Annotated in this window: 23 protein-coding genes, 1 tRNA gene and 1 pseudogene; 20 read left to right on the top strand and 5 right to left on the bottom strand. The window is 31.2% G+C overall.

From position 1 onward, the window contains the following. Nucleotides 1–40: 40 nt before the first annotated feature. The 4 genes from REB14_RS07340 to rbfA form a co-directional block, all read right to left on the bottom strand. On the bottom strand, nt 41–778 hold the full coding sequence (locus REB14_RS07340; RefSeq protein WP_309521880.1) for a shikimate dehydrogenase family protein: 738 nt from the start codon (nt 776–778) through the stop codon (nt 41–43). 62 nt (nt 779–840) lie between these two features. Further along, on the bottom strand, nt 841–2,634 hold the full coding sequence (locus tag REB14_RS07335; RefSeq protein WP_079240456.1) for an endonuclease: 1,794 nt from the start codon (nt 2,632–2,634) through the stop codon (nt 841–843). Nucleotides 2,635–2,713: 79 nt separating this feature from the next. Continuing rightward, nucleotides 2,714–3,919: an ABC transporter permease gene (locus tag REB14_RS07330; protein ID WP_079240457.1), complete on the bottom strand. Its 1,206-nt coding sequence runs from the start codon at nt 3,917–3,919 to the stop codon at nt 2,714–2,716. A 3-nt stretch (nt 3,920–3,922) separates the two neighbouring features. Further along, on the bottom strand, nt 3,923–4,282 hold the full coding sequence (rbfA, locus tag REB14_RS07325; protein WP_034693455.1) for a 30S ribosome-binding factor RbfA: 360 nt from the start codon (nt 4,280–4,282) through the stop codon (nt 3,923–3,925). A gap of 93 nt (nt 4,283–4,375) precedes the next feature. On the opposite strand from rbfA, the gene mce reads away from it, so the two are divergent. The 20 genes and pseudogenes from mce (at nt 4,376) to REB14_RS07235 (ending at nt 24,525) form a co-directional block, all read left to right on the top strand. Next, nucleotides 4,376–4,774: a methylmalonyl-CoA epimerase gene (mce, locus tag REB14_RS07320; protein ID WP_062675576.1), complete on the top strand. Its 399-nt coding sequence runs from the start codon at nt 4,376–4,378 to the stop codon at nt 4,772–4,774. Nucleotides 4,775–4,836: 62 nt separating this feature from the next. Beyond that, nucleotides 4,837–4,910: transfer RNA gene (locus REB14_RS07315), tRNA-Ile, on the top strand. Nucleotides 4,911–5,256: 346 nt separating this feature from the next. Continuing rightward, nucleotides 5,257–6,411: a tyrosine-type recombinase/integrase gene (locus REB14_RS07310; protein ID WP_309521879.1), complete on the top strand. Its 1,155-nt coding sequence runs from the start codon at nt 5,257–5,259 to the stop codon at nt 6,409–6,411. A 240-nt stretch (nt 6,412–6,651) separates the two neighbouring features. Then, nucleotides 6,652–6,867: pseudogene (locus REB14_RS24180) on the top strand (TM2 domain-containing protein); the annotation flags it as partial. A 24-nt stretch (nt 6,868–6,891) separates the two neighbouring features. Next, nucleotides 6,892–7,611 (top strand): hypothetical protein, encoded by a 720-nt coding sequence (locus tag REB14_RS07305; RefSeq protein WP_309521878.1) that lies wholly within the window; start codon nt 6,892–6,894, stop codon nt 7,609–7,611. Nucleotides 7,612–7,613: 2 nt separating this feature from the next. Continuing rightward, nucleotides 7,614–8,225 carry a hypothetical protein gene (locus tag REB14_RS07300; protein WP_309521877.1) on the top strand — a complete coding sequence of 204 codons (612 nt, stop codon included), beginning with the start codon at nt 7,614–7,616 and terminating at the stop codon, nt 8,223–8,225. Between the two features lie 374 nt (nt 8,226–8,599). Then, nucleotides 8,600–8,869, top strand: a complete 270-nt coding sequence (locus tag REB14_RS07295; RefSeq protein WP_309521876.1) for a helix-turn-helix transcriptional regulator — start codon at nt 8,600–8,602, stop codon at nt 8,867–8,869. Nucleotide 8,870: 1 nt separating this feature from the next. After that, the gene (locus tag REB14_RS07290) at nt 8,871–9,995 is read left to right on the top strand and encodes a hypothetical protein (RefSeq protein ID WP_309521875.1); all 1,125 of its coding nucleotides are present in this window, start codon (nt 8,871–8,873) and stop codon (nt 9,993–9,995) included. Nucleotides 9,996–10,353: 358 nt separating this feature from the next. Further along, complete coding sequence (locus REB14_RS07285; protein ID WP_309521874.1) at nt 10,354–12,897, top strand: ATP-binding protein; 2,544 nt, start codon at nt 10,354–10,356, stop codon at nt 12,895–12,897. Continuing rightward, entirely contained in the window at nt 12,894–13,541 is a 648-nt protein-coding gene (locus tag REB14_RS07280) for a response regulator (protein WP_309521873.1), read from the top strand. Before REB14_RS07285 ends, REB14_RS07280 begins: the two co-directional genes overlap by 4 nt. 3 nt (nt 13,542–13,544) lie before the next feature. Next, nucleotides 13,545–14,141 carry an HNH endonuclease signature motif containing protein gene (locus tag REB14_RS07275; protein ID WP_168238473.1) on the top strand — a complete coding sequence of 199 codons (597 nt, stop codon included), beginning with the start codon at nt 13,545–13,547 and terminating at the stop codon, nt 14,139–14,141. Next, complete coding sequence (locus REB14_RS07270) at nt 14,141–15,997, top strand: Eco57I restriction-modification methylase domain-containing protein (RefSeq protein WP_309521872.1); 1,857 nt, start codon at nt 14,141–14,143, stop codon at nt 15,995–15,997. Before REB14_RS07275 ends, REB14_RS07270 begins: the two co-directional genes overlap by 1 nt. A 556-nt stretch (nt 15,998–16,553) precedes the next feature. After that, nucleotides 16,554–16,760, top strand: coding sequence for a hypothetical protein (locus REB14_RS07265; RefSeq protein ID WP_079240458.1), 207 nt, complete (start codon nt 16,554–16,556; stop codon nt 16,758–16,760). Between the two features lie 131 nt (nt 16,761–16,891). Further along, the gene (locus REB14_RS24195; RefSeq protein ID WP_079240459.1) at nt 16,892–17,248 is read left to right on the top strand and encodes a lantibiotic dehydratase C-terminal domain-containing protein; all 357 of its coding nucleotides are present in this window, start codon (nt 16,892–16,894) and stop codon (nt 17,246–17,248) included. Between the two features lie 394 nt (nt 17,249–17,642). Continuing rightward, nucleotides 17,643–18,164 (top strand): DUF6624 domain-containing protein, encoded by a 522-nt coding sequence (locus REB14_RS07260; protein WP_145953201.1) that lies wholly within the window; start codon nt 17,643–17,645, stop codon nt 18,162–18,164. Nucleotides 18,165–18,479: 315 nt separating this feature from the next. Then, nucleotides 18,480–18,635, top strand: a complete 156-nt coding sequence (locus REB14_RS07255) for a hypothetical protein (protein ID WP_158521340.1) — start codon at nt 18,480–18,482, stop codon at nt 18,633–18,635. 88 nt (nt 18,636–18,723) lie between these two features. Continuing rightward, nucleotides 18,724–19,752, top strand: coding sequence for a grasp-with-spasm system ATP-grasp peptide maturase (gene gwsG / locus REB14_RS07250; RefSeq protein WP_079240461.1), 1,029 nt, complete (start codon nt 18,724–18,726; stop codon nt 19,750–19,752). Nucleotides 19,753–19,934: 182 nt separating this feature from the next. Beyond that, the gene (locus REB14_RS07245; RefSeq protein ID WP_079240463.1) at nt 19,935–20,933 is read left to right on the top strand and encodes a hypothetical protein; all 999 of its coding nucleotides are present in this window, start codon (nt 19,935–19,937) and stop codon (nt 20,931–20,933) included. Between the two features lie 102 nt (nt 20,934–21,035). Continuing rightward, nucleotides 21,036–23,231: a peptidase domain-containing ABC transporter gene (locus REB14_RS07240; protein WP_309521871.1), complete on the top strand. Its 2,196-nt coding sequence runs from the start codon at nt 21,036–21,038 to the stop codon at nt 23,229–23,231. Then, nucleotides 23,221–24,525, top strand: a complete 1,305-nt coding sequence (locus REB14_RS07235; RefSeq protein ID WP_309521870.1) for an HlyD family secretion protein — start codon at nt 23,221–23,223, stop codon at nt 24,523–24,525. The genes REB14_RS07240 and REB14_RS07235 overlap by 11 nt, the downstream gene beginning before the upstream one ends. Nucleotides 24,526–24,855: 330 nt before the next feature. Here REB14_RS07235 and REB14_RS07230 read toward each other — a convergent pair whose 3' ends face one another. Beyond that, nucleotides 24,856–25,701, bottom strand: coding sequence for a thiopeptide-type bacteriocin biosynthesis protein (locus REB14_RS07230; protein WP_309521869.1), 846 nt, complete (start codon nt 25,699–25,701; stop codon nt 24,856–24,858). Between the last annotated feature and the right edge of the window lie 4 nt (nt 25,702–25,705).

Genomic DNA, 25,705 nt, shown 5'->3' with positions numbered 1-25,705 from the left:
TTAAATATAGCTTTAAGGCCAATTAAAGTACTAATTTATGTTATTTTTTTTGAAAATTCCAAATTTCCCAAGCTTTTTCTGCTTGCTGTTCAAGCATATAGTACCCATTCACTGTTTTTGCTCCTTTTTCTGAGGCATTGATGATGAATTGGGTGTAGTTTGGGTTGTAAATCAGATCAATAACCAGATGATCTGAAGAAAGCCCGTCAAAAGGAAAGTTCAGACAATCTTTCACATTCGGGAAAGTACCTACCGGTGTACATTGGATGATAATTTTATGTTTGGCAACAGTTTCCTGATCAAGATTTTCATAATTGATTTCTGTACTCCTTGAAATAGTTACAGAAGGAATATTGTGTTTGTCCAATGCATATTTGACTGCTTTTGCTGCGCCTCCGTTTCCTAAGATCAATGCTTTATCCTGTGAAGGTTTTTTGTGTAAAAGAAGCGTCTTTTCAAAACCGAACGCATCTGTATTGTAGCCGGTTTTTTTGCCATCCTGAATAAGAACGCAATTGACGGCACCTATTTTCTCAGCTTCATCACTTAGTTCATCAAGATAATCGATTATTTTTTCTTTATAAGGGATGGTCACATTGAATCCTAACAGGTCCGGAGAAGCAAAAAGGTTTTCTACTTCATTGATTTCATTCAGATCAAAAATATCGTAGGAGAAATTCTTCAGCATGAGCTTTTGGAACTTGTTTTCGAAGAATTTTTTAGAAAAAGAATAAGAAATATTTCGTCCTATCAATCCTAATTTTTTATTGGAATCCATACATCAAAAATAAAAAAAAAGACCGGATAAATCCGGCCTTGGTTTGAAATATTTTTTAATAATTAATCTACGATAAATTTAGAAGAGAAATTATCTGTTTTAAGGATATAAGTTCCTTTTACCATACCTTTAAGGTTGATTTTGTTTGAATGTCTGAAAGGGTTTGCAATTGTTTCAATTAGTTTTCCTGAAAGATCATAGATCTCAGCTTTTGAAATTTTGCTAAGGTTTTCTCCTTTTACAAATAATTCATTATTTCTTACCGGGTTAGGGTAGATGGTAAATGCTGATTTGTCTTTTTGGTTTTCAGCAGTAGCTAACGTAGTTCCGAAACATGTCCAGCTAAGATCATCCAGAGCAACTCTGTTGGAAGTAGAAGAATTTGTCAGTTTAATCACCGCATTTCCGCTTACATTTATATTATTGATGGTAGTTGTAGTAACAACATTACTGTAAGGAATAGTTCCTACATTAACATCGTTTACAAAAACATTGAAATATCCTGCGCTTCCGGAGAATTTCAATTGAGTTGTTAAAGTTAAGCTTTGAACTCCACCTGAAAAAGTTGAACTTGTTAAAGTTCCATTTTTTATGGTAATGGCTTTATTATTGATGGTTTGGTCAACTCTTGAGTCAGTAGCAGTCCATGAAATTCCATTGTTGGTCCAGTTTACTGTCAGGTATGTATTTACAGGACCGCTGATTGTTTCGAAATTTTCAGTTCCACAGCTTCCTCCACCGGCAGGTACATCAAGAGTTGTTTCTGTAGCTGTTGTACTTTGTGGAGAAGAGTTTGCGAAAGCATCTTTAGCAATGATGTAGAATGTGTATTGAGTCAATGGTGATAATCCAGAAACAATAGTAGATGTTGTTGTGCCTGAAACAGTCGCTTTTAAGGTTCCGTTGGCATAAATCTCATACGAAGTTACTCCCACATTATCCGTAGCAGCTGTCCAGCTTAAAGCAATAGAGTTTGAAGTTGGGTTGCTGGCAACAAGGTTGGTTGCTGCTGTAGGGGCTTGGTTATCAACAACCGGAGCTCCCCAGATCTGAGTGACATATTCAGGGTGATCAATGAAAGGATTTCTGTTTCCCTGGTAAGTATAAGAAGCATTGTTTCTTGCAATTTCTTCAGCAGACACAGGGTCCATAGCATTCCATGCTAAATATTGATTAAGTGCCCAAGGCTGTAGTCCCGGGAATGCTGTGTTACCAAGCATGTCACCAGTAGTGAAATTAGGAAGTTTATCCTCATATCTTGTCACAAAATAAAGAATCATTCTCGCAATGTCTCCTTTGAAAGCGTCAATAGGTTCAAATACCGTACCTCCGTATCCTGCTGATACGGATGTACCTAGTTTAGATCCGTTTTTAGATGTAAAAGAAGTATTGCCAACGATTCCGAAAGGGTAGTTGGATCTCATTCCGTTTACTTTTCCATCGGTAGCTCGGATAAAATGAATATCCGCAACCATAGGAGAAGCACTGTTGAATAAACTCTGAGGAATCACGTGCTCTCTGTTGTAGCAGTCGCCTTCATTAGAATATCCTGTAGATCCGCACTGACTGGTTCCCAGGGTGAAATTATACTGATCCGGTCCATTTGGATTTTCAGAATAAATATCCAGAATTGTCCCGTCATTTTCATAGAAATAATCACGATCCGTGGTAGCATAGCCTGTCCATAAACCACCATAGCCATGATCTATATGTCCATCACTGATAATGGTTTTAAGAGCTGTTTTAAGAGCAGCACCTGTTAAGGTCGGCGATTGGTTATAATATCCTGCCGGAGCCTGTGCCAAAGCGCTTATAAATGTCACGCTTAAAAGAAAAAAAGATAAAATTTGTTTCATTTTTTAAAATTGGGGCGTAAAGGTACGAAAAAATGAAACCGAAGTATATTAATTGTATGTAATATATAAAGATGAAATGTTAGCCTTTAGTAATATATTCTTTACTGATTTTTGAAAAGAACCATGAAATAGTAATTCCAAATAAGGAAGCTGTAAGAGCTACGATAAGATAATTTTTACCTACAATTTTTACCGGGAATGGCAGAACCTCATTGGCTCTGAAGAATTCTGTGTAAAGCTGGAAGTAGCAAAGTGCTGTTCCAAGAATTAATCCTGTAATCACTCCGGAAATAACAATCAGGAGCCCAGTGTAGAAATAGGTCATTCTTAAATGGCTTAAAGGGAAGCCGAGTGATATCAATGATTTTGCCTGCTCCTTTTTATCAAGCTGAAGAATAATAATGGCTCCGGCAAGATTAAAGGTCGTAATAAAGATGACCAATGCAAAGATCAGGTAAATAAAAAGCTTTTCAGTGTTGATCATTTTCCAGAAAGCTGCATTTTCCTCTTCCTTGGTTTTGATCTCGATATTTTTTCCGAGAGAAGAAAGCAGGCTTTGTTTTACAGTATCTGCATTTTCCGGATTTTTCAGTTTAATAACAATCTGGTAAGCGGACTTTTTAGGAAGAGTAAGTAATTCTTCTGTAAGCTCAATAGGAGAAACGATATAATTGTCCAGCTGGTCTTTTCCTGGGAAAACACCCGTTACCAGAATATCTCTTTTATTATAGATGTCTTCTTCCTTACTGATAATCCCTGTTCCCGGTTTGGGCATAAAAACGGTTGCATAATGATTGGAAGAATCCACAGGAATTGAAAGTCTGTTATCCAGACTGTTTTCCATCAATACCTCATTCGAGTATTTGAAACTTGGATAAGTTCCGTAGAACACTTCTTTATTAATAGGATTTACCTTAACATAAGCCGAATCTACACCTCTTAGGTAAGCAATATCACCCTTTCCGTTGAAACTGATATATACTTTTTCTTCAATAACGCGGGAAAAACTACTGATTTCCTTATTGTTGCTCAAAACTTTACTGACGTTATCCAGATTTTTGATGGTTTTTCCGGAGGTGCTTTTTAACGTAAGATCAGCATGAAGATTGGAAATAAGATCTTTGTTCAGGTCTTCAAGTCCTGAAAAAACAGAAATAATGACGAACATTGCAGCCACAGCAACCGTCATGGCACCTACGGCCAGCCACGTAATGAACGTAACGGCAGTACTTCCCTTTTTAGCCAAAAGGTATCTGGATGCTATGTAAAATGCAATATTCTTCAAGATCTATAAAACAGGATTGTCGCCTTCGCCTCTTAATTCTCTTTCCAGTCTTTCAACATCATCAAGAGCGGTATCCAGGTAAAAGTTAAGTTGTGGAATAATACGCACCTGTTTTGCCATTTTCTGGCCAATGAAGTTTCTGTATTGAGGTTTGTTTTCTTCAATCTCCTTCATCACAGCGGTACGGAATTCCTGTGGGAAAATGCTTAAATAAATCTTAGCAATTCCTAAGTCAGCAGTTACTTTTACATCTGAAACAGATACCAATATGCTCTGTTTGCTTTCTGAAGCCTGTTTGCGGAAAAGCTCTGCGAAGTCTTCCTGAATGATCTGTGCTACTTTTCTTTGTCTGTTACTTTCCATAATTTCTGCAAATTTAGTACTTTTGTTTGAATTGATACTTTGAAATTCAACTACAGTATCAAATTTACGATTTAATTATATTGATTAGTATTTATGAAACTAGAACATATTGGTATTGCTGTAAAGTCTTTAGGGGTTTCTGATGAACTTTTTGCCAAATTATTAGGAAAAGAATCCTATAAAAAAGAAACAGTGGAAAGAGAAGGGGTAGTAACTTCTTTCTATGAAACGGGAGAAAGTAAAATTGAGCTTTTAGAAGCCAGTAATCCTGAAAGTCCGATCTCTAAATTTATCGATAAAAAGGGAGAAGGCATCCATCATCTGGCATTTGGCGTTGAAAATATCGTGGAGGAAGTGAAAAGACTGAAAAAAGAAGGATTTCAGTTTATCTCCGAAGAACCGAAAGAAGGTGCTGATAACAAATTAGTTGTATTCCTTCATCCTAAGTCTACAAACGGTGTACTGGTAGAACTTTGCCAAGAAAAGCAATAAAAAATTTTGTAGTGAAAGAAATTTTACTATTTTTGCAAACACAAAATTTAACCAAGTTTTGAGGTCCTATAGCTCAGTTGGTTAGAGCACCTGACTCATAATCAGGTGGTCCCTGGTTCGAGCCCAGGTGGGACCACGAAAGTGAAGAATAGATTTCTTCAAAAAATTACAAAGCCTCTATTTTAGGGGCTTTTTTTATGCTTTGTTTCGTCACCATTCGTCATGGTTCATCACAAAATCGTCCCCCTTTTCGCCCCCTCTCTCTTTTTGATAAATTGTACCAGTGCAAATAAATGATAATTAATTTGTTGTATAAATCAGACTAATTAATCACATTAACGAGAATTTAATATATTTTAACTTTATTATAATTAATTGATAATCAATCAATTAATTTGATGATTCGATATTTTTATCTATCTTAGCTGATTTTTTAATTGTTACCGATGTATGAATAAGGAATAACAATTAAATATTATAAAATGAGAAAGCCAATTATTAAAGCAATCATTAGAACTGATAAGGTTGATAAAAAAACAGGCGAATGTCCTATATGTATTCAAATCAGAATAGATGGAGATAAAAAAAGAATTTCAATCGGAGAAAAAATACATCCTTCGCATTGGGATACGGATGCAGGTCGTGCAATAGGTAAAGGATATGGAAATCTGAATAAGATGATTGATAAGCGAAAAAGCGATTTAGAGGAATTTTGTGCAGATACTATTATAGCAGGGTATCAATTATCATTTTCTGATATAGATAAATTTTTAAATGGGACAAAGAATAGTAGTTTTTATGATATTTTCGATTCAGTGATGGAAATAAAGAAACCCAAAATTTGTGATGATACTAAGTATAAGTATGATACTTTGCGTAGCAGATTAAAAGCATTTCAACCGAGAATATCTGCTTCAAATATTGATGTTGCTTTTATCACAAGATTTGATAATTATTTAAAAAACTTGAATATAGGAGATGGAGGTATTTACAATCATCATAAGTGCTTGAAATGTATTATAAATGAAGCTAACAGATATAAGAAAGCAAAAATTGAGCAACCGTATGGTAAAGATATGTTCACAATCAAGACTCCAAAGCATAAAACTGTCTTTTTAGATGAAGAGGAAGTAATTAAGTTTAGAGGTTTTAAAAGTGATAGTATTTTATCTAATACAGTAAGAGATATGTTTTTACTTTCCTGTTATTCAGGTTTAAGGTATTCTGACCTGTTTTCATTGAAAGTATCAGATATAGACTTTAACAAGGGAATTATATCAAAGAAGATGTTAAAAACTAAGCATAATATTGATATTCCGATGAATAGTCAAATAAAAACATTACTCTTGAAATATATGGTAAGTCAAAAATCCAATACAAAAATCTTTAGAGAGGTTAGTAATCAAGTAGGAAATTCTATTCTGAAAGAAATAGCAAAAGAGTGTAAGATCAATAAAAATATAACATTTCATGTTGGACGTCATACTTTTGCTTCTTATTTGGTAAACAATTGTAATATCTCACTTCCTATTGTAAGTAAGCTACTAGGACATGTAAATATTGCCAATACTTTAATTTATACAAATTCAAATATTAATAATCTTAAAAACGTAATGAGTAATGTTCGTTTCGGATAAATTAATAAATTTGTAAAAGAAAATAATTTTTAACGATAAAGCGTAAGCTGTTTATTTGTTCTGCCGAAAACTGGTAATTTTTAATACAGACAAAATAGATAGTGATACGCCTGCGCATTGCGTGGGCTATCCTATTAGTCTGTATGGGTATACCAGTACCTCGGTAGTTAATATGGTTTAGTTCCACGCTTTTTCTATGTATTAAACTGCCGTTTTGGAACTGAATGGTTACTAATAATCATGGGAAACTTTTCTTATCTGATTCAGAAAAAATTTCGAGACCTGAATTCAGAGCAACAACGAATCTTTATCAACGAATTTGAAAGACGAAAAAAATCTGTGGGAATATCTTACCTGCTCTGGTTTCTTTTAGGTTGGCATTACGCCTATCTTAAAAAATGGGGTTGGCTGATATTATATATTCTTACCGCAGGAGGTTTTTTTGTCTGGGCAATTATTGACCTCTTCAGAATTCCTAAAATGGTTGAACAATATAATAATGATCTTGCTTTAGAGATATTACGAGATATCTTAATCATGTTTCCCGATGAGGGTCGTAATTCAGATGATAATAATGTTTCTAAAAAGGCTGTAAACGACTTTTACATCACTCAAAAAATGCAATCAGGAGAAAGTTATTCATTTTATATAATTGTTGGTATTATCATCCTGTTTAGCGTTTCTGCTTTCTTCTTAAAGCCCAATAATACAGAAATGAAAAATAAGATTGTTGATGATATTATGACTTATCAGCCTCAACTTTTCAAAAGTATAAAAGATTTTTTTGCTGGTGAGAAGCTCAATGAAAGGCAATCCCAGAGCTTTATAACTTTATTTCTATCAGAGAATGGTTATGATAATAATAAGGTATATGATGAAGATCTTGTTTTGCTAAGGAAATTAGTCTACAAAGATGAAAATGATAAACAAAATCTGATAACTGCTTACGGCTTCTTTGGTTATACAAAGATTATATATGAGGATGAAAATCTGAAAGAAAGAAAGTTTGGAAGTTATAAAAATGAGCGGAAGACAAAACCTTATGAATATAGTATAATAGAATCGACGAATAAATATCAAAAATTTGAAAGACTTAATTCTGAAGAAAACCAATCACAAACTAAAACTAGAGAAAAAAATAAGGTATCCCAGAATTCTGAAGTTGAAAATAAGCAGGGAGATTCAATACAAATCAATTAATCATGAAAAACTTAATAACATTCATTTTATTCATTAATTATGTTCTGGTTTTTAGTCAGAAAAATATCAATGAGGAACTTGCAGAAGCTGAAAATTTTGCTAATAAAATAATAGAAAATAATCCCGATAAAATTTTACATTATTATAAGCTGAATAATGGCATCCTTAAAAGGTACTATCCAGATAACGATAATTATGAGGACGATGATAGTGAAATCATGATGTCATACAGAATCATTAAAAAAAATTATAAGATCATTTACATTAGTAAATCTGATAGTTTTTGGGGAATGGGAGATTGGAATAGTTCGCAGGACTTTTATTTTGATGAAAAAGGAGTTTTGCTCGGGGCTGTAAAAAAGGAAGATTGGTTTTTAGAAAACAAATGTGCAAGGCAGATCAGATACCGTGGTATTTATAAAAATTATGGAAAGTCCAAATTATATAGGGTTGATAAGTTTTACAACGAAAACGATAAAGAGATCGATTTAGATTCTCCCAACTGTAAAAAAAGTAAAAATGAGGCATTAGAAAATGCTGAAAGAACTGATAAAATCACCTTCAGAAATTTGGAGGGATTTATGAAAGCTGAGAGAATCAAATATTATAAATAAGGTTTGGAACGAAAAATAAAACAAGTCGAAAGCAAGTAAAAGCATAATACGGTGGCACTGAAATAATCAAGTAAAAGCATAAGTTGGAATGCAAGAAGAAACAAGTGAAGCTTTTCTACTATGCTTCTATGAGTCCCGAAAAAAAAATGATATTATTTAGATAGAATTTTATCTTTTTAAACCTGTGAGAGAGGAGTAATACAAGTGAAAAGTTTCCAAACCTGCTAAATGACATTCGATAAGATACCATAGACGACTTTTAAGTCGTCTATTTTCGTTTTTCTTAACTTTTGATAACAAAATTTAACAAAAATTAACTCGATTTTGAACATTTTATTTTTGTTTCCCTGCTATTATATAAGAAACCATTCAAAATGAAATTACTGAAGGAAAGACGGTTTCTGTTTTTACTGAACCGTACTAACAAACTTAAAAAAAGAATAGCAGTATTAGAATCTTTAGCATTAGAAAACATAAAATCCAAAGAGATTTTGACTGTAGAGGAAACGTTGGAGTTATTCAATATGAGCCGATCAACATTTGATAGATTAAGAAAAAAAGGTTTTGATGCTCCTCAGCCCAATAGGAACGGGAAGATTTATGTTAATAGAGCAGAACTGGAAAAATTTTTACAAAAAAAGTAGTATGGTAGATTTAATTAAATTTTATCTTGAAAATGTATCGCTAAGCGATTATATCTTAGCGACAAAATTTATAAAAATAAGAGAGGAAGGTGGATTTGAAATTTTTAAAGCTGACCCTGATGTGATTTCTTTTTTGTCACAAAAGGTAAAAGCTGAAGATTGTAATTTACCAAAATCTGAAATTGTAGTTCAACAAGAAAATATTATCAAAAGGCTGTCATACCAGAATAAGTTCATCAGTTTTAAAAGAAAATTGAACGCAAAAGAAGGTAGATTGTCGGTTTGTCAAAACATAAGAAAAGACTTTATCCGCATCAAAAATTTAAATCCTTTTACTGATCTAAATTATCTGAATTTTGTTGAAATAATCGAACTGTATGCGCACGAGTTCGGGATTGAAAAAGAAAAATTCTGGAAGGCAAAAATTACTCAGGTGGAATTGGGGGTAAATATCAGATTTAATATGAATATAGCTTCTATTATGAGTAGTGTTTCAAGAATGAAAGGTATGGAAAATACGCTACGAATAGGAAATACTGTTAACTTTAAAAATCAGAAATATGAAGTCTCTGTATATGATAAATTAGAAAGAGAATCTCAACAAAACGAAGTTTTCAAAAATGCAAGCAAGGCAAGAAGAAAGCATTTGGTGAAAAAAATCTCAAAGAATAATAGCTTTGTTAGGATTGAGCTGAGAGTGAAACGAGTTAGTCAATTTAATCGGGCTTCCATAAAAAGCAAAATACAGACTCTGGAATCTATCAGAAAAAATTTTCATTCGTTGGGTAACGAATTATACAAACATTTTGTTAATATCTCCTTTGTAAATGAGATTTCGCCAGATATTGCTCAGGGTCTTTTGAAGTCTCAGTTAAATAGCAAGAGCGCAAAAGCTTTTGATGAATATCTGAAATTTCTAGGATTGAAATATTTTGGAGTCCAAAAGTTTATTGAGTTCGCATCTCCGATCTTGAATACAAATAATAGAAATAGATATCTTGCAAGTTTGGAGGATCTTTACAATCAATATAAAGGAGATAATGATTTTGTGAAAAAACAGTTTTTTCGGAAATTGTCAGCGAGGATTAATAAACTCACTGTACCTGCTATTTCAAGTAGTAACTAAGGTTAATATATCTCTAAAACTATTACTACTAATATACTAAAAGATAGTAAGGGGGCAAATGGGAACGGGTAAACGTAATATGGTGAATGCCAGAGAAAACATGATTACTGTATTTCTTATGTTTCATTGAAATACCAATGATTCTTACGAAGCACTAATAGAAACAAGTTATAAGACTCATGGAAACATGCCTTTTGACGACTTTAAATAATTTGCAGTCTCTTTCTGCATATTTTAAAATTAGAAGGAAATTAAATGACTGGACTATCTAGTCATTTTTATTTTCAGATTTAAATAAATATTACTTGGTAATTTGAGCTATTTTTGTAATTTGATTAAAACAATAAAAACTATTTTGATGCCTGATACAACAATTAAAATACCGTTTAAAGTTTCTGCTAGAACTGCAAAGTTAATTGGCTTAGAAAACTTTTCAACCGAAGAGGGTGCGGTTATTGAGTTGGTTAAAAATACATATGATGCAGATGCAAAAAACTGTATTATAATTTTTGACTTAAAAAAGAAAAAAGTCAAAGAAAAAAATGAAAAAGAAGAAGAATTCGAAGTAGAAAAGTTTGACAAGGAAAATAGTAGCATTTATATTTTTGATAATGGTGTCGGTATGAACGATAAAATTATTAAAAACCAATGGATGACTATAGGTACAGATAATAAACTGTATGAGCATACTACAGAAGGAGGGAGAGTCAAAACCGGGGCAAAAGGTATTGGTCGTTTCGCTCTCAACAGATTAGGTATGTTAACATCTATGACTTCTCTTCCGAATTTATTGGAAGTAATAGATGAAGAGAATAGCGAAATTGAAAAAGAATCAGAAGAGTCTCCAAAAACTAAATTAATCGAAAACATTACAAACGCAAGCTTTGATTGGACAGTTGATTGGAAAGACTTCGATAAAAAAGGTGCTACAGTATCTGATGTTGAAGCAGTTTTGTCAGCTAAGGAGAATTTAAATCTTAAACAGGAATTTTTGAAGCGATTTTCCTCTTATCCTAAAATTAAAGAAGTATTAGAACAAATCGATTTTAAATCGGGAACTGCCATTGAAATTACTGAACTAAATGATGAATGGAATGAAGAGAAGTTAAGCAAGTTATTTGGAAATTTAGAAATGTTGCTTCCTCCAGAAGAACAAAATGATTTTAATATTGATTTATTCTTATTGAATAACTTACAAGAATTTGGGAAGGTAAAGCGAGCTTATTATGATGATTATGATTATAGGATCAATGCTTCTTATTGTCAGGATAACGATAAAACACTGAGGGTAAAAATTTATCGTAACGAATTAGATTTAGACGCTTTAGAGAAAAAATATTCCGAAGTATTTGAATTTGATTTAATGAAAAAATCTCCATATCGACTTGAAGATTTCAAAAATGAAAAAATTGAACTTAATATACCTATAGAAAAATTGACTTCTGATGAAGTAGACAAAGACTTATTGGAAAGAATTGGAAGATTTGATTTTACATTTTACTTCTTGAAGAATACCATTTCAGATGACAAGGATGATGGAGATTTGAAGAAATACCCTTATAACAGTATAAATAGTGCAAATAGAAAGTCTTGGTTAAAAAAGTTTGGTGGTATTAAAATATTCAGAGATGATTTTCGAATAAGACCTTATGGAGAAAATGGAGATGATTGGTTAAGATTGGGTGAACGTCAAGCTCAAAGTCCAGGAGGTGCAGGACAAAGATTAGGGGGATATAGAATTAGACCTAATCAGATAGCCGGTACTATTAAGATTTCAAGGCTTCACAATGCAAGTTTTCAAGACAAATCTGGACGAGAAGGCTTAATTGAGAATGATGAATTTGAATTATTCAAAAATATCATACGAGAAATAATATCCTTATTTGAAAGAGATAGAAATGTAATAATGTACAATCTCTCTGAATTGCATAAAATAAAAAATGAGGAAGCAGAAAAACTGAGACAAGGAAAAGAAGGGGCTGAGAGAATTAGAAAACAAAAAGAACAACGAGAGCAAGAAAAAGCAAATTCAGAGAGTAAAAGTGGAGAAAATAACTCTTCCGAAGAAAAAAAACAATATTCTGAAAATGAAGAAAATATGGCTGAGGCTATATTTATTTTAGAGAAAGAAAATGATAAGAAAGATGATGAAATCAGATTATTAAGAAGTTTAGCTAGTGTAGGTTTAATTGTTTCTTCTTTTGCCCACGAACTGCATAATTTGAAAAACAGACTTGTTCCGAGAACTAAATTTTTGGAAGAAGAAATGCAAAAGTATATTGATAAAGATATATTTATTGACAAGTCAAAATATGAAAATCCATACTATATGTTGGATTTGATTAAGAAAGAGGATTTGAAACTTCAACATTGGCTAGTTTATTCTCTAAACACCTTAAAAAGAGACAAGAGAGAAAGAAAAAATGTTAATTTAAATAAATATTTCGAAGATTTTAGATCTATTTGGCAAAATTCTTTAACTGATAGAAAGATTGCATTTGAGTTTAAAGAAGATGCTACAGATCAATGTATAATTAGAGCATTTGAAATTGATTTGGATTGTATTTTTAATAACCTATTATCTAATTCCCTCAATGCTCTTAAAGGAGTTAGTGATGGTGAAAAGAAGATTTCAATTTCTTGTCAAAATGTAAATGACAATATCGAAATATTGTTTTCAGATAATGGTAAAGGACTTGATAATAAGTATAAAGATAATCCTGAACAGATCTTTGATTTATTTGAATCGTCAAAAGTTGACCAATACGGTAATGTTATAGGAACAGGACTAGGTTTATCAATGGTTCAAGCAATTATATCTGAATACAACAATTCCACAATTAAAATAATTGAATCCACTAAAGGATTAAGTTTTAAAATAACTTTTAAATTAAGAAAATGAGTTACCGATTAGCCTATATAGATGAAGAAGAACAATCACTGAGTAATTTTTATAGTCATTTTAAAGATTTCTATGAATTAGTTATGATAGAGGTTGATGAATCTACAACTATTGAGTCAATTTTAAGTCAATGTTTTGATAAAGAGACTGATGCAATAATAACTGATTACAATTTAATTGAAGGTGGAGAAGTCGGCTTTAATGGAAATGAATTAATAAACACCATTACAGATAAATACCCTCATTTTCCAGTTATTATGCTAACATCTTACGAACCAGATGCAATTAATCATATGGAAAATGTTCATTTAATTTATAATAAAGATATACTTAACGGCACAAATGGAGATGAGTTTAAAGTATTCAATTCAAAAATAATTACTGCTATTAAGAATTATTATAAAAAAATTGAAGATACCGATTCTAGAATAGCCGTATTGGTCGATAAAAGAGACAATGCTGAGTTGGATTTAGCGGAAGAAGAGGAATTAACAAAATTATATATGCTCTATGATGAATTACATCCAGATGGCAAAGAGATTCCAACTAATTTGATTCAAAAAGGATCTATTACGCAACTGAACGATTTCGTTAGTGAAGCTAAAGAAATACTTGAGGAATTAAAAAAGATTAATAAAAAGTAATAAATGGGCTTTAGAGAAATCAACAAAATTCCTTCACGTAGAAATATTACAACTGCAGTTGCCCACTATAGAGATCACAGAGGAAATCTAACAATTGATTTTAAGCAAAGGTGTGGTTACTGTAATGATGTCCATTTTTACAGGACAGCTTCATTTGAAATAGATCATTTTATTCCAAGGAAAAAAAATAAGAAACCTTTTCTAACCATTAAAACAGAAACAGATTATTCTAATTTGATTTATGCTTGCAAATCTTGTAATAATGCAAAGAGCAATAAATGGCCGACAAATGATGAAAACATTTGCAACCATAACAATGAAGGATTTATTGATCCTTGTGATGTAGATTATGACAATCAGTTTGAAAGGTTGCCAAATGGTCAAATTAAAGCTTTAACAGATCTCGGCAAATGGATGCGAAAAGAATTAAAATTAGATAAACCGCAACACGAAATTATCTACAACCTTGAGCAGTTGGATATCATAATTGATCAGTTAGAAGAGGATCTGAAAAATTTAGAAGATATTGGCTTATATAAACGCATTACAGCTCTTTTATTAAGATACAGAGCATATGTAAAACAATTGGGAACTATATAATGAAAGAAGCTACAAAATATCTAAGTCAAAAATGTAACACAGATCCCTGGTTTGTGGATAGGCTTATTATTTCTGCATTTCTGTACATAAACCAAATACAATTAATTAATAATAGGCTGTTACTAGAATATTGTATTCGTGAAAATGATGAAGATTTTGAAAACTTGATTGGGTTTATTGAAACAATAAACAACATAAAGAATGAATTTGTTATTGAAGATTTAATTGAACTTTTTGAATTTGTTATTTCCCCTTCAGATAGAATTATTAACGGTGCAATATATACACCGTCTGAGATAAGAGATTACATTGTACGTCAAACATTCAGAAATAATGCAAATATTCTTAACGAAGTTACTATAGCGGATATTTCGTGTGGTTGCTCAGGATTTTTATATACTGCATCTAGAGAGTTAAGAAGAAGAACAAGAAATACCTATCAGCATATTTTTCAAAATCAAATTTTTGGTTTAGACATTCAGGAATATTCAGTAACACGTAGTAGATTACTACTGTCATTATTGGCTTTATCTGAAGGAGAAGATGTAGAAGAATTTCATTTTAATTTACATCAAGGAGACGCCTTACTTTTTAACTGGGAAGAGCATTATCCAGGCTTTGATGGATTTCAAATCATTGTGGGAAATCCACCGTATGTTTCCGCTCGTAATCTTGATAACGATGCAAAAGAAAATGTAAAGCTTTGGGAAGTTTGTACTACCGGAAACCCCGATTTGTATATTCCTTTTTTTCAAATAGGATATGAGAATTTAGCCCCTAATGGGATTCTTGGCTTTATAACAATGAATACTTTTTTCAAAAGTCTGAATGGTAGAGCTTTAAGAAGTTATTTTGAAAGAAATAATACATCTATTAAAATTATTGATTTTGGAACCCAACAAATATTCAAATCTAAAAGTACATATACCTGCATTTGTTTTTTAGAAAATACGGAAAGGAATTATATCGAATACTATAAGTCAATAGATAAAGAATTACCAACTAATAGAAATCAATATAGCAGAATAAATTACACAAGTCTTGATGCAAGAAAAGGCTGGAATCTAAATGAGAATGAAATTATTTCAAGAATTGAAGCAACCGGAACACCTTTCGGAGAGAAATATAAAACAAGGCACGGCATTGCTACTTTGAAAAATGACATTTATATTTTTAAACCAGTAGCTGAAGATGATGATTATTTTTATCTTCAAAATGGAAATCTATATCCAATTGAGAAAGGAATATGTAAAGATATTTTGAACTCAAATAAATTGAGTAGAGATATTAACTTTGATGCAGTCGTTGAAAAGGTGTTGTTCCCTTATAATGATGAGGTAAAACCGAAAGTGCTCGATGAAGACTTTTTAAGAGAAAATTTCCCAAGAGCTTTTGAATATCTGCAGGTAAAAAGAAAAATTCTGGCAGGAAGAGATAAAGGTAAAGGCAAATATGAAAAATGGTTTGCCTTTGGAAGAACTCAGTCTTTGGAAAAAGTTGGAAACAAATTGTTTTTCCCAAAATTTTCAGATAAAACACCAAGTTATTTAATTAGCAATGATGATGATTTGCTGTTTTACAATGGTCAAGCAATTATAGGCCATTCGGAAGAAGAAATGCAATTAATTAAAAAGATTTTAGAATCACGCTTGTTTTGGTATTATATCAAAACAACAAGCAAGCCATATTCTTCCGCATATTATTCTTTGAATGGTACTTATATGAAAAATTTTGGGATTCCAAATTTTAATGAGGAAGATAAAAGGTTTTTAATTGAAGAAAATGATCAGAGAATTATAGATAGGTTTTTGGAAGATTACTACGGTGTTGACCTAAGTGAAAATGCTGTAATGTAATTTAAATATCCCCTAAAACGCCCCCTTTAAAAATTGAAATGCTTGAAAGTCCCATAAATAAAAGTCAAAATAAAAAATATTCGAGCCCAGGTGGGACCACTTTTTAAATCAAGCACTTACAGAAATGTAGGTGCTTTTTTATTTTTCTGACTAACATTTGAGAGCGGCTAATCTTTTTTATATTTTATTTGTATTTTTATATTCTAAAAAGATTGGAAAGCAGGACAAAATATAATTCTTGAATTTATAAATAAATATAGCACATTTAAAACCTCGCAAAAGGATTATTTGGAACTAAACAAAGGTGATTTCAGTTTAACAGCAGATATTTTGTCAAGATATAAGGATAAATTATAACTATCTTAGTTGTAATACAAGTCCTTTCGTATTTAATAATCGCCAAATCATTGCAATAAAAGATGCAATGATTTTTTTGTTGTAAAAAAAACATTGTAAAAATGTGTTCAATACTTAGTTTATCTTATTTAGGTTTATTTTACAAAATTGTACTGGTTTAGTAAGTGCTGTAAGCATATACTTTTGATAAAAAAGTTTTATGAAACCAACAGAAAAAATTATTGCATTAGGGAAACAAATTGCTACTCTAATAGAAACACAAACAGAATTCACTTCAAAAGCCTTGTTAATCCTCTCTTTAGGAGTTAAAAGTATCTATTCAAAAGAAGAGGCTGCACTTTTTTTTAATCTTGACCCTGATTATCTGTATCAGCTTAAACACCATTGGAAGATATTACACGATTAAAAAAGACTTTATCCTTAAAAAATATGTTGAAATGTTGAATTGATAGCTAATGAAAATAAAATTATTGTTTCGATGTTTTACATCGAGCAAATGTTTTCAGAACTTAAATTACCGATTACTGAAAAGCATGATTGGTTAGCGAATCAAACAATTCTTTCAAGAAAGAGTTCAATGCAGATAAGAGATTGAATAACCAATTGAATAAAAAATTTATGGAATTTGATCCAAAATATCACGCATTTTTTGAATCGGCCGAGTTTGAAGAGACAAGAAATTTAATTATTGAAAACATATCAGAAACCAAATCGGCTTTAAAAAAGATAACAGAATATAATTCTAATTTTTTGGTTTCTTTTTTTATTGATATTTTCCATATGCATATCAACAGGACTTTTATTTCCAGCCAAAGATTGTTCGAAATGATCATTTATGATTACTTACTCCGCCACAATAAGATATTGTCTAAACAGTCTTGGATGCTAAATTAAAATATTGAAAACCAATATTTTGAAATAGAAATAAGCCCTGTAAATTTATAAATCTATATTGTATTTATTAGGAAATCTTATAGTGAACAGATAAATTTGCTGCAGAAAATATAACATAGCGGAATCCGAAAAGCTTATAGAGTAGGACAATTCAAGGAACTTTCAAATGATTATTAGTAATGTGTATTTTCCGAATCAATTAAATGTTATGATGTTTATGTTTTGTATGTGTACGGTACATAATTAAATATAGCTGATCATCAAAAAGCCCAATGCCAGGGTGTGTATGGCAAAAACAAATTTTAATTTTTATTTTTTTTTAATTATGAGAATAAAAAAAATATTACTTAGCATATTCGCTGCTCTTGTTTTAATGATATCAATATTTCTTTATATGAATAAGGATAAATTTGTCTATGTAGGTTCAGTAGATATTATTGAAGTCGATTGCAGCAAAAAAATTCAAATCTTGAGCGAAGTTTTAGAAAGTGACCAAAGGATTAGAAAATCAAATGAATTAATCAAATACGCTAAAGAAGATCACAGGAATCAAGAATTAGTCATTAGCATTATTGAAAAGTGTGGGATGCCAACATTAAAGGAGGTGGGTCAAAAACAAATGGATGCAATCTGGTTGGGACTGCAACATACTACTAACGAAATCAGAAAAAAGTATTTTCCACAAATAGAGAAAGCGGTTGAAAATGGAGACTTATCTAAACAACAATATGCATTGATGAAAGATAGGATTTTAATGGACGAAGGAAAACCCCAAATATATGGTTCGCAAATAGAAAATGGTAAATTGTATAAATTAGAAAATCCTGAAACTGTGAACGAAAGAAGAAAAAAAATGGGAATGGAACCAATAGAGGATTATTTAAAGAATTTCCATATTCAGTTCAATCCGAATTAACAACACAACATATAACTCCGGTCATAATTATAGGAGTAGGTGATTTATCGATACGTTTATGTCTTTCTGGACGAAGTGCGTTTAATATTCTTGAATTAATGAAATGCATGGGTGCCCCTATAGAATACTGCAAAAAACTTATTCTTACGACGCATATCAATGTGATTTCGAAATAAGTTTACAAAGATAAAATTTCTTATAATTTTTCCTTAATGCAAAATATTTGCATTAATATATTTTACATTATTATAAATCATATAATAGGGAATGCCCTGCCCCCTTTAAGTGCAGAGTTAATACTTAAATCGTTTTATTATGTTAAAATTAGAAGATTTCAAAATTAAAGAAATTGAGACTTTAGATTCAATCAAAGGTGGTAAAGGAGATTGTCTTTACACGACCCATGAAACTGTGAATTTTTTAGGTTGGATCATTGAAACTGGTACTAAGGGTGATATAAGCCCAGATTAGTATTAGCAAGAGCTAATTTGCAATTAATTACCTCTATAGCAAATTCTTATTTGTAGATAGAGGTAATTTTATTTTAAAATAACAATCGATGGCAAAACATTTAATTGTAACTCAAGATAGTGATGGATCTTCAGATGAAGTTTGTAGCTGGTTTTATAGATATGGTGTGTCTTTTAAAAGATTAAATCTTGATTCATATAAAATAATAGATCGTAATAATGATCTATATTCAGACTATTTTAATTTCGATAATATTGACATAAGTATTCCCGGTGAAAAAAAAGTTAATGATGAAAACTTTACGGAAAAATTTACTTCGATTTGGTATAGAAGGCCAAGTGCTAATGTTGAAAACATGGTAATTGACGAAACTGAGTCAGGTCTCTCTAAATTTCTTCTCCATAAAATAAGATCAAATCAAAAATCGGAATTAAAAGAACTTTACAGTTACATTTTCAATTCCATACAGGGTTCGGTCATATTAGGAAATAGATTAAAAACTAGAGTGAACAAATTAGAAATTCTATCTATAGCAAGCAAATTAGGAATTTGCATTCCTAGAACCAAAGTAATTTCTACAAAAAGTCAAATTTTAGAATTTCAAAAAGAGGTTAACAGTTCCCTTATAACTAAATCAATTTTTGAGCCAATAGCTGCTATGGACGATGACTCAAAACAAAGACACATATCTTACACGAATGAATTGACGGATTCTATACTAGACAAAATACCAAATTATTTCTCACCGAGCTTGGTACAAGAAAAGATAGAAAAAGATTTTGAAATCAGAACTTTTGTTATGGGAGAAAACTACTACAGCATGGCTATATTCTCCCAGAACAACGAACAAACCGCTGTAGATTTCAGAAGATACGATTTTAAAAAACCAAGTAGAAATATTCCTTTTACTTTACCTGAAGAATTGACTATAAAAATAAAAGAACTGTTAAAAATAATAGAATTTAATACGGGTTCAATTGATATTATCAAAGGTAAAGATGGGAAATACTATTTTTTAGAAATCAACTCAGTCGGACAATTTGGAATGGTTAGCAAGCCTTGCAATTATAATATAGAGTATCACATATATAAATATTTAACCAGAGATGAAGAATAAACTTCTTAATTCGGAAATTTCACTTGAAAAGTTATCCCTTAACAATATTTTAATTGATTCATTTGAATATTCAGATAATAATAACATTAGGAAATTTTTTTTAGCTCGAAATTCATTGATAAATACTAATCAATATGTAGTCAGAGAATATTATAAACAAAATACGACAGTAATTTTGAATTATGAATAAAAATAAATATGTAAGAGTTTTTACAGACTGTTATTTAGTTGATGGAGATAATGGCTATCTAATATATGATTTATCAAGACAGAAACTCCTTTCTATAAGTCAAACTGCATACAACGTACTAAAAGAAATTGATGGAAAAAGGATTGATTCTATAATATCAAAATTTGGGAATGGCATAATTGATATAATTGATTATTTCCTTACAGAGGAAGTATGTTTTTTAACTGACAGTCCCACAAATTTTCCTAAAATTAGCGAAGATATACATTTTGAGAATGAATGCTATTCAGCTATTTTAGAAATAGGTACTTCTACTAATTATGATTATGTTGAAGTAATAAATGAACTTAATCAATTAGGATGTCAAATGTTGATGCTTTCCATTAAATCAGATAGTAATATCACATCAGAGGAAATTTTAAACATTTTTAATGCTACAACAAATTCTTTTTTAAGATGTATTGATGTTGTTGTTCCAAGCTCTTTTGAGAATATATTTTCTATGGACTTTTTCAACCACAATATTAGAATTACTTCTGTAACTTATTTAGGTTCTAAGCAATTTAAAACAGAAGAAAATAAGAATTATGTATTAATAAAAAGAGTAAAAGATGAAGAGTTAAATTGGACTGAAAAATTTGTTCGTTCAAATTTCACTTTTACTTTGAAGAGTTTTATGGAATCAAAGAAATATAACATTGCTCTTAATCGTAAAATTTGTATTGATGAATTTGGTTATATCAGAAATTATATAAATCATCAAGAGCATTTTGGAAATCTATCAGATACTACTACTTCAATAAGCCAAGTATTTAGAAGTCCTGAATTTCAGAAAAAATGGGAAGTTAGTAATGATTTAATTGAAAAATGTAAGTTGTGTAAATTCCGCTATTGCTGTTTTTCCAATACAGATCTTCATTATTCCAATGAGAAATGGTATAAAGTAAATTCTTGTGAAAATTTTGAGCCTGTAAAAGAAAATGCAAAATGATTTTTATTAATATCTAATTAAGACAGTAATAATAAGTCTAAAACAGAAGACAATTAAATATCAGAAAATATAATTAAAAAATAATTTTCAAATAGATTTATTTTGAGAAAGTTCCCGTTTTATAAACAACCCGATACCAAAGATTGCGGCCCCACTTGTTTGCGAATAGTTATCAAACATTATGGTAAGACCATTCCTTTGCAGCAAATCCGTAACCTTACAGAAACTACCAGAGAAGGAAGTTCTATGTTAGGGCTTAGTAATGCTGCTGAAAATATGGGGTTAAAAAGTTTAGGGATTAAAATAAACTATAAAACCTTACAAGAAGACGTTCCATTACCATGTATTGTACATTGGAATAAATCTCATTTTGTAGTAGTTTATAAAATTGATAAAAATAATACCGTTTATATTTCCGATCCCAGTTATGGTTTAATCACTTATAACAAAGAAGATTTTATCAAAAACTGGATTGGAGCAAACGCAAATGAAACCACAGAAGAAGGTATTGCCTTACTTTTAGAAACCACACCTCAATTTTATAAAAGCGATTGGGACGAAACCAAAGATAAAAAATCACCATTACAATTTGGTTTACAGTATTTTGCGAAATACAAATCATTAATCGTTCAACTTTCTGTGGGGTTATTGACTGGAAGTATTATTTCATTAATTACTCCGTTTCTTACCCAAAGCATGGTAGATGTGGGGATACAAAATCAGGATTTAAACTTTATTTATCTTGTTCTCATTGCACAAATAATGCTTTTTATCGGCAGAATAGGAATTGAAGTGATACGCAGTTGGATTTTACTTCATCTTTCCGCAAGAATCAATATTTCCATTATATCAGACTTCTTTATCAAACTGATGAAACTTCCGATTTCATTCTTTGATACAAGAATGACGGGAGATATTATGCAGCGAATCAACGATCATACGAGAATAGAACAATTGCTTACAAGTTCATCTCTGAATACATTATTCTCATTAGTCAACCTGATTATTTTCAGTATTGTACTGCTGTTTTATGATTATAGACTATTTCTGGTTTATTTGGCTGGAGCAATTCTTTATATCGGATGGATTAGTTTTTTCCTCAAAAAAAGGAAAGAACTTGATTACAAAAGATTTTCCCAAATATCCCAAGAGCAAAGTAAGGTCATTGAATTGGTTAACGGAATGCAGGAAATTAAAATGCATAATGCCGAAAAGCAAAAACGTTGGGGCTGGGAGTTTTTGCAGGTCAAATTATTTAAGCTTAGAATAAAATCTTTATCATTAGAGCAATGGCAATCTGTAGGAGGAAATTTCATCAATCAAATGAAAGATATTTTAGTGAGTTTCCTTTCTGCCAAATTGGTGTTAAGCGGAAATCTTACTCTGGGAATGATGCTTTCGGTTCAATATATCATCGGTCAGCTCAACAGTCCTTTATTACAATTGGTAGAATTTATAAGACAAACGCAGGATGCTAAAATATCGTTGGAACGTCTGGGAGAAATTCACGATAAGGAAGATGAAGAAAATGCTGATGAACAATATGTTTCGGAAATTCCACAAAATGATATAGAGGTACACAATATGTCTTTTAGATACATCGGTTCCAGCCAATTCGTTTTTGAAAATCTCAATCTTTCAATTCCGTACCAAAAAACCACCGCAATAGTCGGAGCCAGCGGAAGTGGAAAAACTACTTTACTGAAATTGTTGATGAAATTTTATGAACCCAACAACGGTGAAATTAAAATAGCAAATACTAATCTCAAAAATATTTCTCCCAAAAAGTGGAGAGACCATTGCGGCGTGGTGATGCAGGAAGGTTATGTTTTTAATGACACTATTGCGGAAAACATTGCTGTCGGCGAAGATTTTATTGACAAGCAAAAACTAAGAAAAGCTGTAGAGATAGCAAATGTCAAAGATTTTATTGAGGGACTTCCGTTAAGTTACAATACTAAAATCGGGAATGAAGGAGTTGGTATTAGCGGAGGACAGAAACAGAGATTATTTATTGCAAGAGCTGTTTACAAATCCCCTGATTATATTTTATTTGATGAAGCAACAAGTGCTTTGGATGCTAATAATGAAAAAGTGATTATGGAAAACCTTGAGCAATTTTTCAGAGGAAAAACTGCAGTTGTAATTGCCCACAGACTTTCCACTGTTAAACACGCCGACAAAATTATTGTTTTAGACAAAGGAAAACTGGTAGAAGAAGGAAATCATACCGAATTGGTAGCTAAAAAAGGTGAATATTACAGACTTGTAAAAAATCAATTGGAACTTGGAAACTAGGAAAGACATATTAGATAATATCGAACTTCGCAGCGAAAGCGTTCAGGATATTCTTACACAGCCTCCACATTGGATGATTCGGTGTGGAAATACGGTTATTTTCATTATTATGATAATGGTATTATTGATGAGTTGGTTCATCAAATATCCTGAATTTATTCCCTCATCCATCGTGGTGACTTCACAAAATCCACCGGAAAAACTGGAGGCAAGAACCAACTCGAAAATTGAGAAAATTCTTATCAAAGACCATCAGAAAGTTGAAAAAGGCCAGGTAATGATGGTTTTGCAATCTACGGGAAATTATCAGGATATTTTAAAACTGAGAAACTTGATGGATTCTGTTTCCACCAATCATTTACAAGATTTTCCTTTGAAAATGGTGTCTGCTTTTAAATTGGGAGAGATTCAGAGTGATTATAATAGTTTTGCAAAAGCATTTCAGGATGAAAATTTATTTACAAGACTACAGCCTTATGCTCCGGAAAATCTAGCAGCCAATCAAGGTATTTCAGAGTCTAAAAGTAGAATCACGAATTTAACACAGCAAAGAAATCTTGAAGTTGCAAAAACCGAACTTACACTAAAGAATTATAAACGTTCACAAGAATTGTTTAACCAAGGAGTTATCGCAGCGGTAGAGTTGGAAGGTGAAAAAATAAAATATCTTCAGGCTCAGCAAAACTTAGAGAACATAAATATTTCTTTGTCTCAAATGCAGGAAAGTATATCCAATTTCAACAAAACAAAAAGCGGAGCGGCGATTAATACAGAAAAAGATAAAATCACTTATTCATCCCAGACCCTTCAGTTATTTGAGCAATTAAGAAAATCTTTAAAGCAATGGGAGCAGAATTATTTAATAGTGTCATCCACAAACGGAACGGTAAGTTTTCAACAATTCTTCGGCGAAAATCAATTTGTTAAATCAGGGGATGCAATTCTTTCAATTCTGCCTAAAGACAAAGTTGCTTTAGTGGGTAGGATGTCCGTTCCTGCAACCAACTCTGGCAAAGTTACTACAGGTGAAAAAGTTTTAATAAAATTGGATAATTACCGCTACCAAGAATTTGGAATTGTAGAAGGTAGGGTTCAAAATATATCATTAACACCGAATGGTGAGGGCAATTATTATGTAGATGTTATCCTTCCTAAAGGTTTAAAAACTTCATATAATAAGAGACTTCCATTTGACAAAGAATTGAAAGGGAATGCTGAAATAGTTACCAAAGATTTAAGACTAATTGAAAGGTTTTTCTATCAAATTAGGGAACTTTTAGGACATCAGACATGAAACAATCATCAGAAAATATCCCAAATTATAAACTTAATTTTTAATAATTATGGACCTGAGAAAACTAATCTATATAAAATACGGCTTCTATTAAAGATGTATTGGCAAAATAATGAAGTTAAAAGTTTTGAAGATTTTATACGCAAATACTTTTCTATTCTACAAAAAACGGTAATTTAGGTCAATAAAAAAGTGTTGGCTTCGTTCAGTTTTAATATATTTCCATTAGTGCCCTGCGTAAGAATTTATGAGATACTAATGGAAAGTGTTTTTTTAGGGGAATAATATCAGGAAACAGAAGGAAAAGAATGGAGCATTTTGAAAAATTCTTTATAAGGATGACTCGTAAGCAAGCGTTTTATAATACCTTACGAGATAATCATAAATTACCATTTCAAATAATCTTTGTTGAGAAACAAATAATCTATTGATATTCATATGAAAAATACTCTGAAATAAGAATTGCAGAGGCATTTCTAAAGATTGATCTTTATATTTATAAAGAATGCTTTGTAGTGCTGTGTTCTTTTCTTCAATAGTATGAATAACAAAGTTTCTTTCTTCCAAAAACTCTTTAGAATTAATAAAGTCTACAAATTTAGGTTTGAACTCGCGGTATTTTTTGTCAAGCTGGCTATTGAGCTTTTTATCTGCCTTAAATTCCTGTTTGAAAGTATGATTAAAGTATTTGATCCACTCCAGCTTTTCTTGAATGGAGAGATTAAGTTTATTCAACATCTCATCCATATAAAACAAGCTAACGATGATCTTTTCCTCATCATCATAATGCAAACATTCCAATGTGAACTCACTATTTTTGTAAAACAAGGTTTCTACTTCTTCCATGGTATTCTTTCCATACCTTTCAATTTCCCGGTTATAGGTGTCGACCATAATGGTAAAAATCTCTCCACTATCTATATATGGCTGGAAAATATTTTGTGCCGTATTAAGAATTTCATGGTAATATTGGAGATCATTTAATTTTAATCTTATCCTCAAATGGGATTTAGGATCATAATACCGTATAAAAAACCATTCGGAAATATAGCCGTTCTTCTGAAAAGACTCTATTAAAGGTTGTATTGCTTCTTCAAGGATAATATCAGAAGTTTTTATACCTGTATATATTTTCAGGTATAACCAATTACTTCCGGGGATAAAAGTTCGTTGCATTATT

The sequence above is a fragment of the Chryseobacterium metallicongregator genome (assembly GCF_031324065.1).
Classification (GTDB): Bacteria; Bacteroidota; Bacteroidia; order Flavobacteriales; family Weeksellaceae; genus Chryseobacterium; species Chryseobacterium metallicongregator.
The sequence above is the reverse complement of the archived record's forward strand: the minus strand, read 5'-3'. Positions and strand labels throughout refer to the sequence as shown.

Excerpts from the sequence above, each read along its gene's own strand:
- REB14_RS07340 (WP_309521880.1), bottom strand. The coding sequence starts at position 778 with ATGGATTCCAATAAAAAATTAGGATTGATAGGACGAAATATTTCTTAT.
- REB14_RS07300 (WP_309521877.1), top strand. The coding sequence starts at position 7,614 with ATGAAAAACTTAATAACATTCATTTTATTCATTAATTATGTTCTGGTT.
- rbfA (WP_034693455.1), bottom strand. The coding sequence starts at position 4,282 with ATGGAAAGTAACAGACAAAGAAAAGTAGCACAGATCATTCAGGAAGAC.
- REB14_RS07275 (WP_168238473.1), top strand. The coding sequence starts at position 13,545 with ATGGGCTTTAGAGAAATCAACAAAATTCCTTCACGTAGAAATATTACA.
- REB14_RS07285 (WP_309521874.1), top strand. The coding sequence starts at position 10,354 with ATGCCTGATACAACAATTAAAATACCGTTTAAAGTTTCTGCTAGAACT.
- REB14_RS07305 (WP_309521878.1), top strand. The coding sequence starts at position 6,892 with ATGGTTGAACAATATAATAATGATCTTGCTTTAGAGATATTACGAGAT.
- REB14_RS07265 (WP_079240458.1), top strand. The coding sequence starts at position 16,554 with ATGAAACCAACAGAAAAAATTATTGCATTAGGGAAACAAATTGCTACT.
- REB14_RS07230 (WP_309521869.1), bottom strand. The coding sequence starts at position 25,701 with ATGCAACGAACTTTTATCCCCGGAAGTAATTGGTTATACCTGAAAATA.
- REB14_RS07290 (WP_309521875.1), top strand. The coding sequence starts at position 8,871 with ATGGTAGATTTAATTAAATTTTATCTTGAAAATGTATCGCTAAGCGAT.
- REB14_RS07310 (WP_309521879.1), top strand. The coding sequence starts at position 5,257 with ATGAGAAAGCCAATTATTAAAGCAATCATTAGAACTGATAAGGTTGAT.
- REB14_RS07255 (WP_158521340.1), top strand. The coding sequence starts at position 18,480 with ATGTTAAAATTAGAAGATTTCAAAATTAAAGAAATTGAGACTTTAGAT.
- REB14_RS07335 (WP_079240456.1), bottom strand. The coding sequence starts at position 2,634 with ATGAAACAAATTTTATCTTTTTTTCTTTTAAGCGTGACATTTATAAGC.
- REB14_RS07270 (WP_309521872.1), top strand. The coding sequence starts at position 14,141 with ATGAAAGAAGCTACAAAATATCTAAGTCAAAAATGTAACACAGATCCC.
- REB14_RS07295 (WP_309521876.1), top strand. The coding sequence starts at position 8,600 with ATGAAATTACTGAAGGAAAGACGGTTTCTGTTTTTACTGAACCGTACT.
- gwsG (WP_079240461.1), top strand. The coding sequence starts at position 18,724 with ATGGCAAAACATTTAATTGTAACTCAAGATAGTGATGGATCTTCAGAT.
- REB14_RS07260 (WP_145953201.1), top strand. The coding sequence starts at position 17,643 with ATGAATAAGGATAAATTTGTCTATGTAGGTTCAGTAGATATTATTGAA.
- REB14_RS07280 (WP_309521873.1), top strand. The coding sequence starts at position 12,894 with ATGAGTTACCGATTAGCCTATATAGATGAAGAAGAACAATCACTGAGT.
- REB14_RS07245 (WP_079240463.1), top strand. The coding sequence starts at position 19,935 with ATGAATAAAAATAAATATGTAAGAGTTTTTACAGACTGTTATTTAGTT.
- mce (WP_062675576.1), top strand. The coding sequence starts at position 4,376 with ATGAAACTAGAACATATTGGTATTGCTGTAAAGTCTTTAGGGGTTTCT.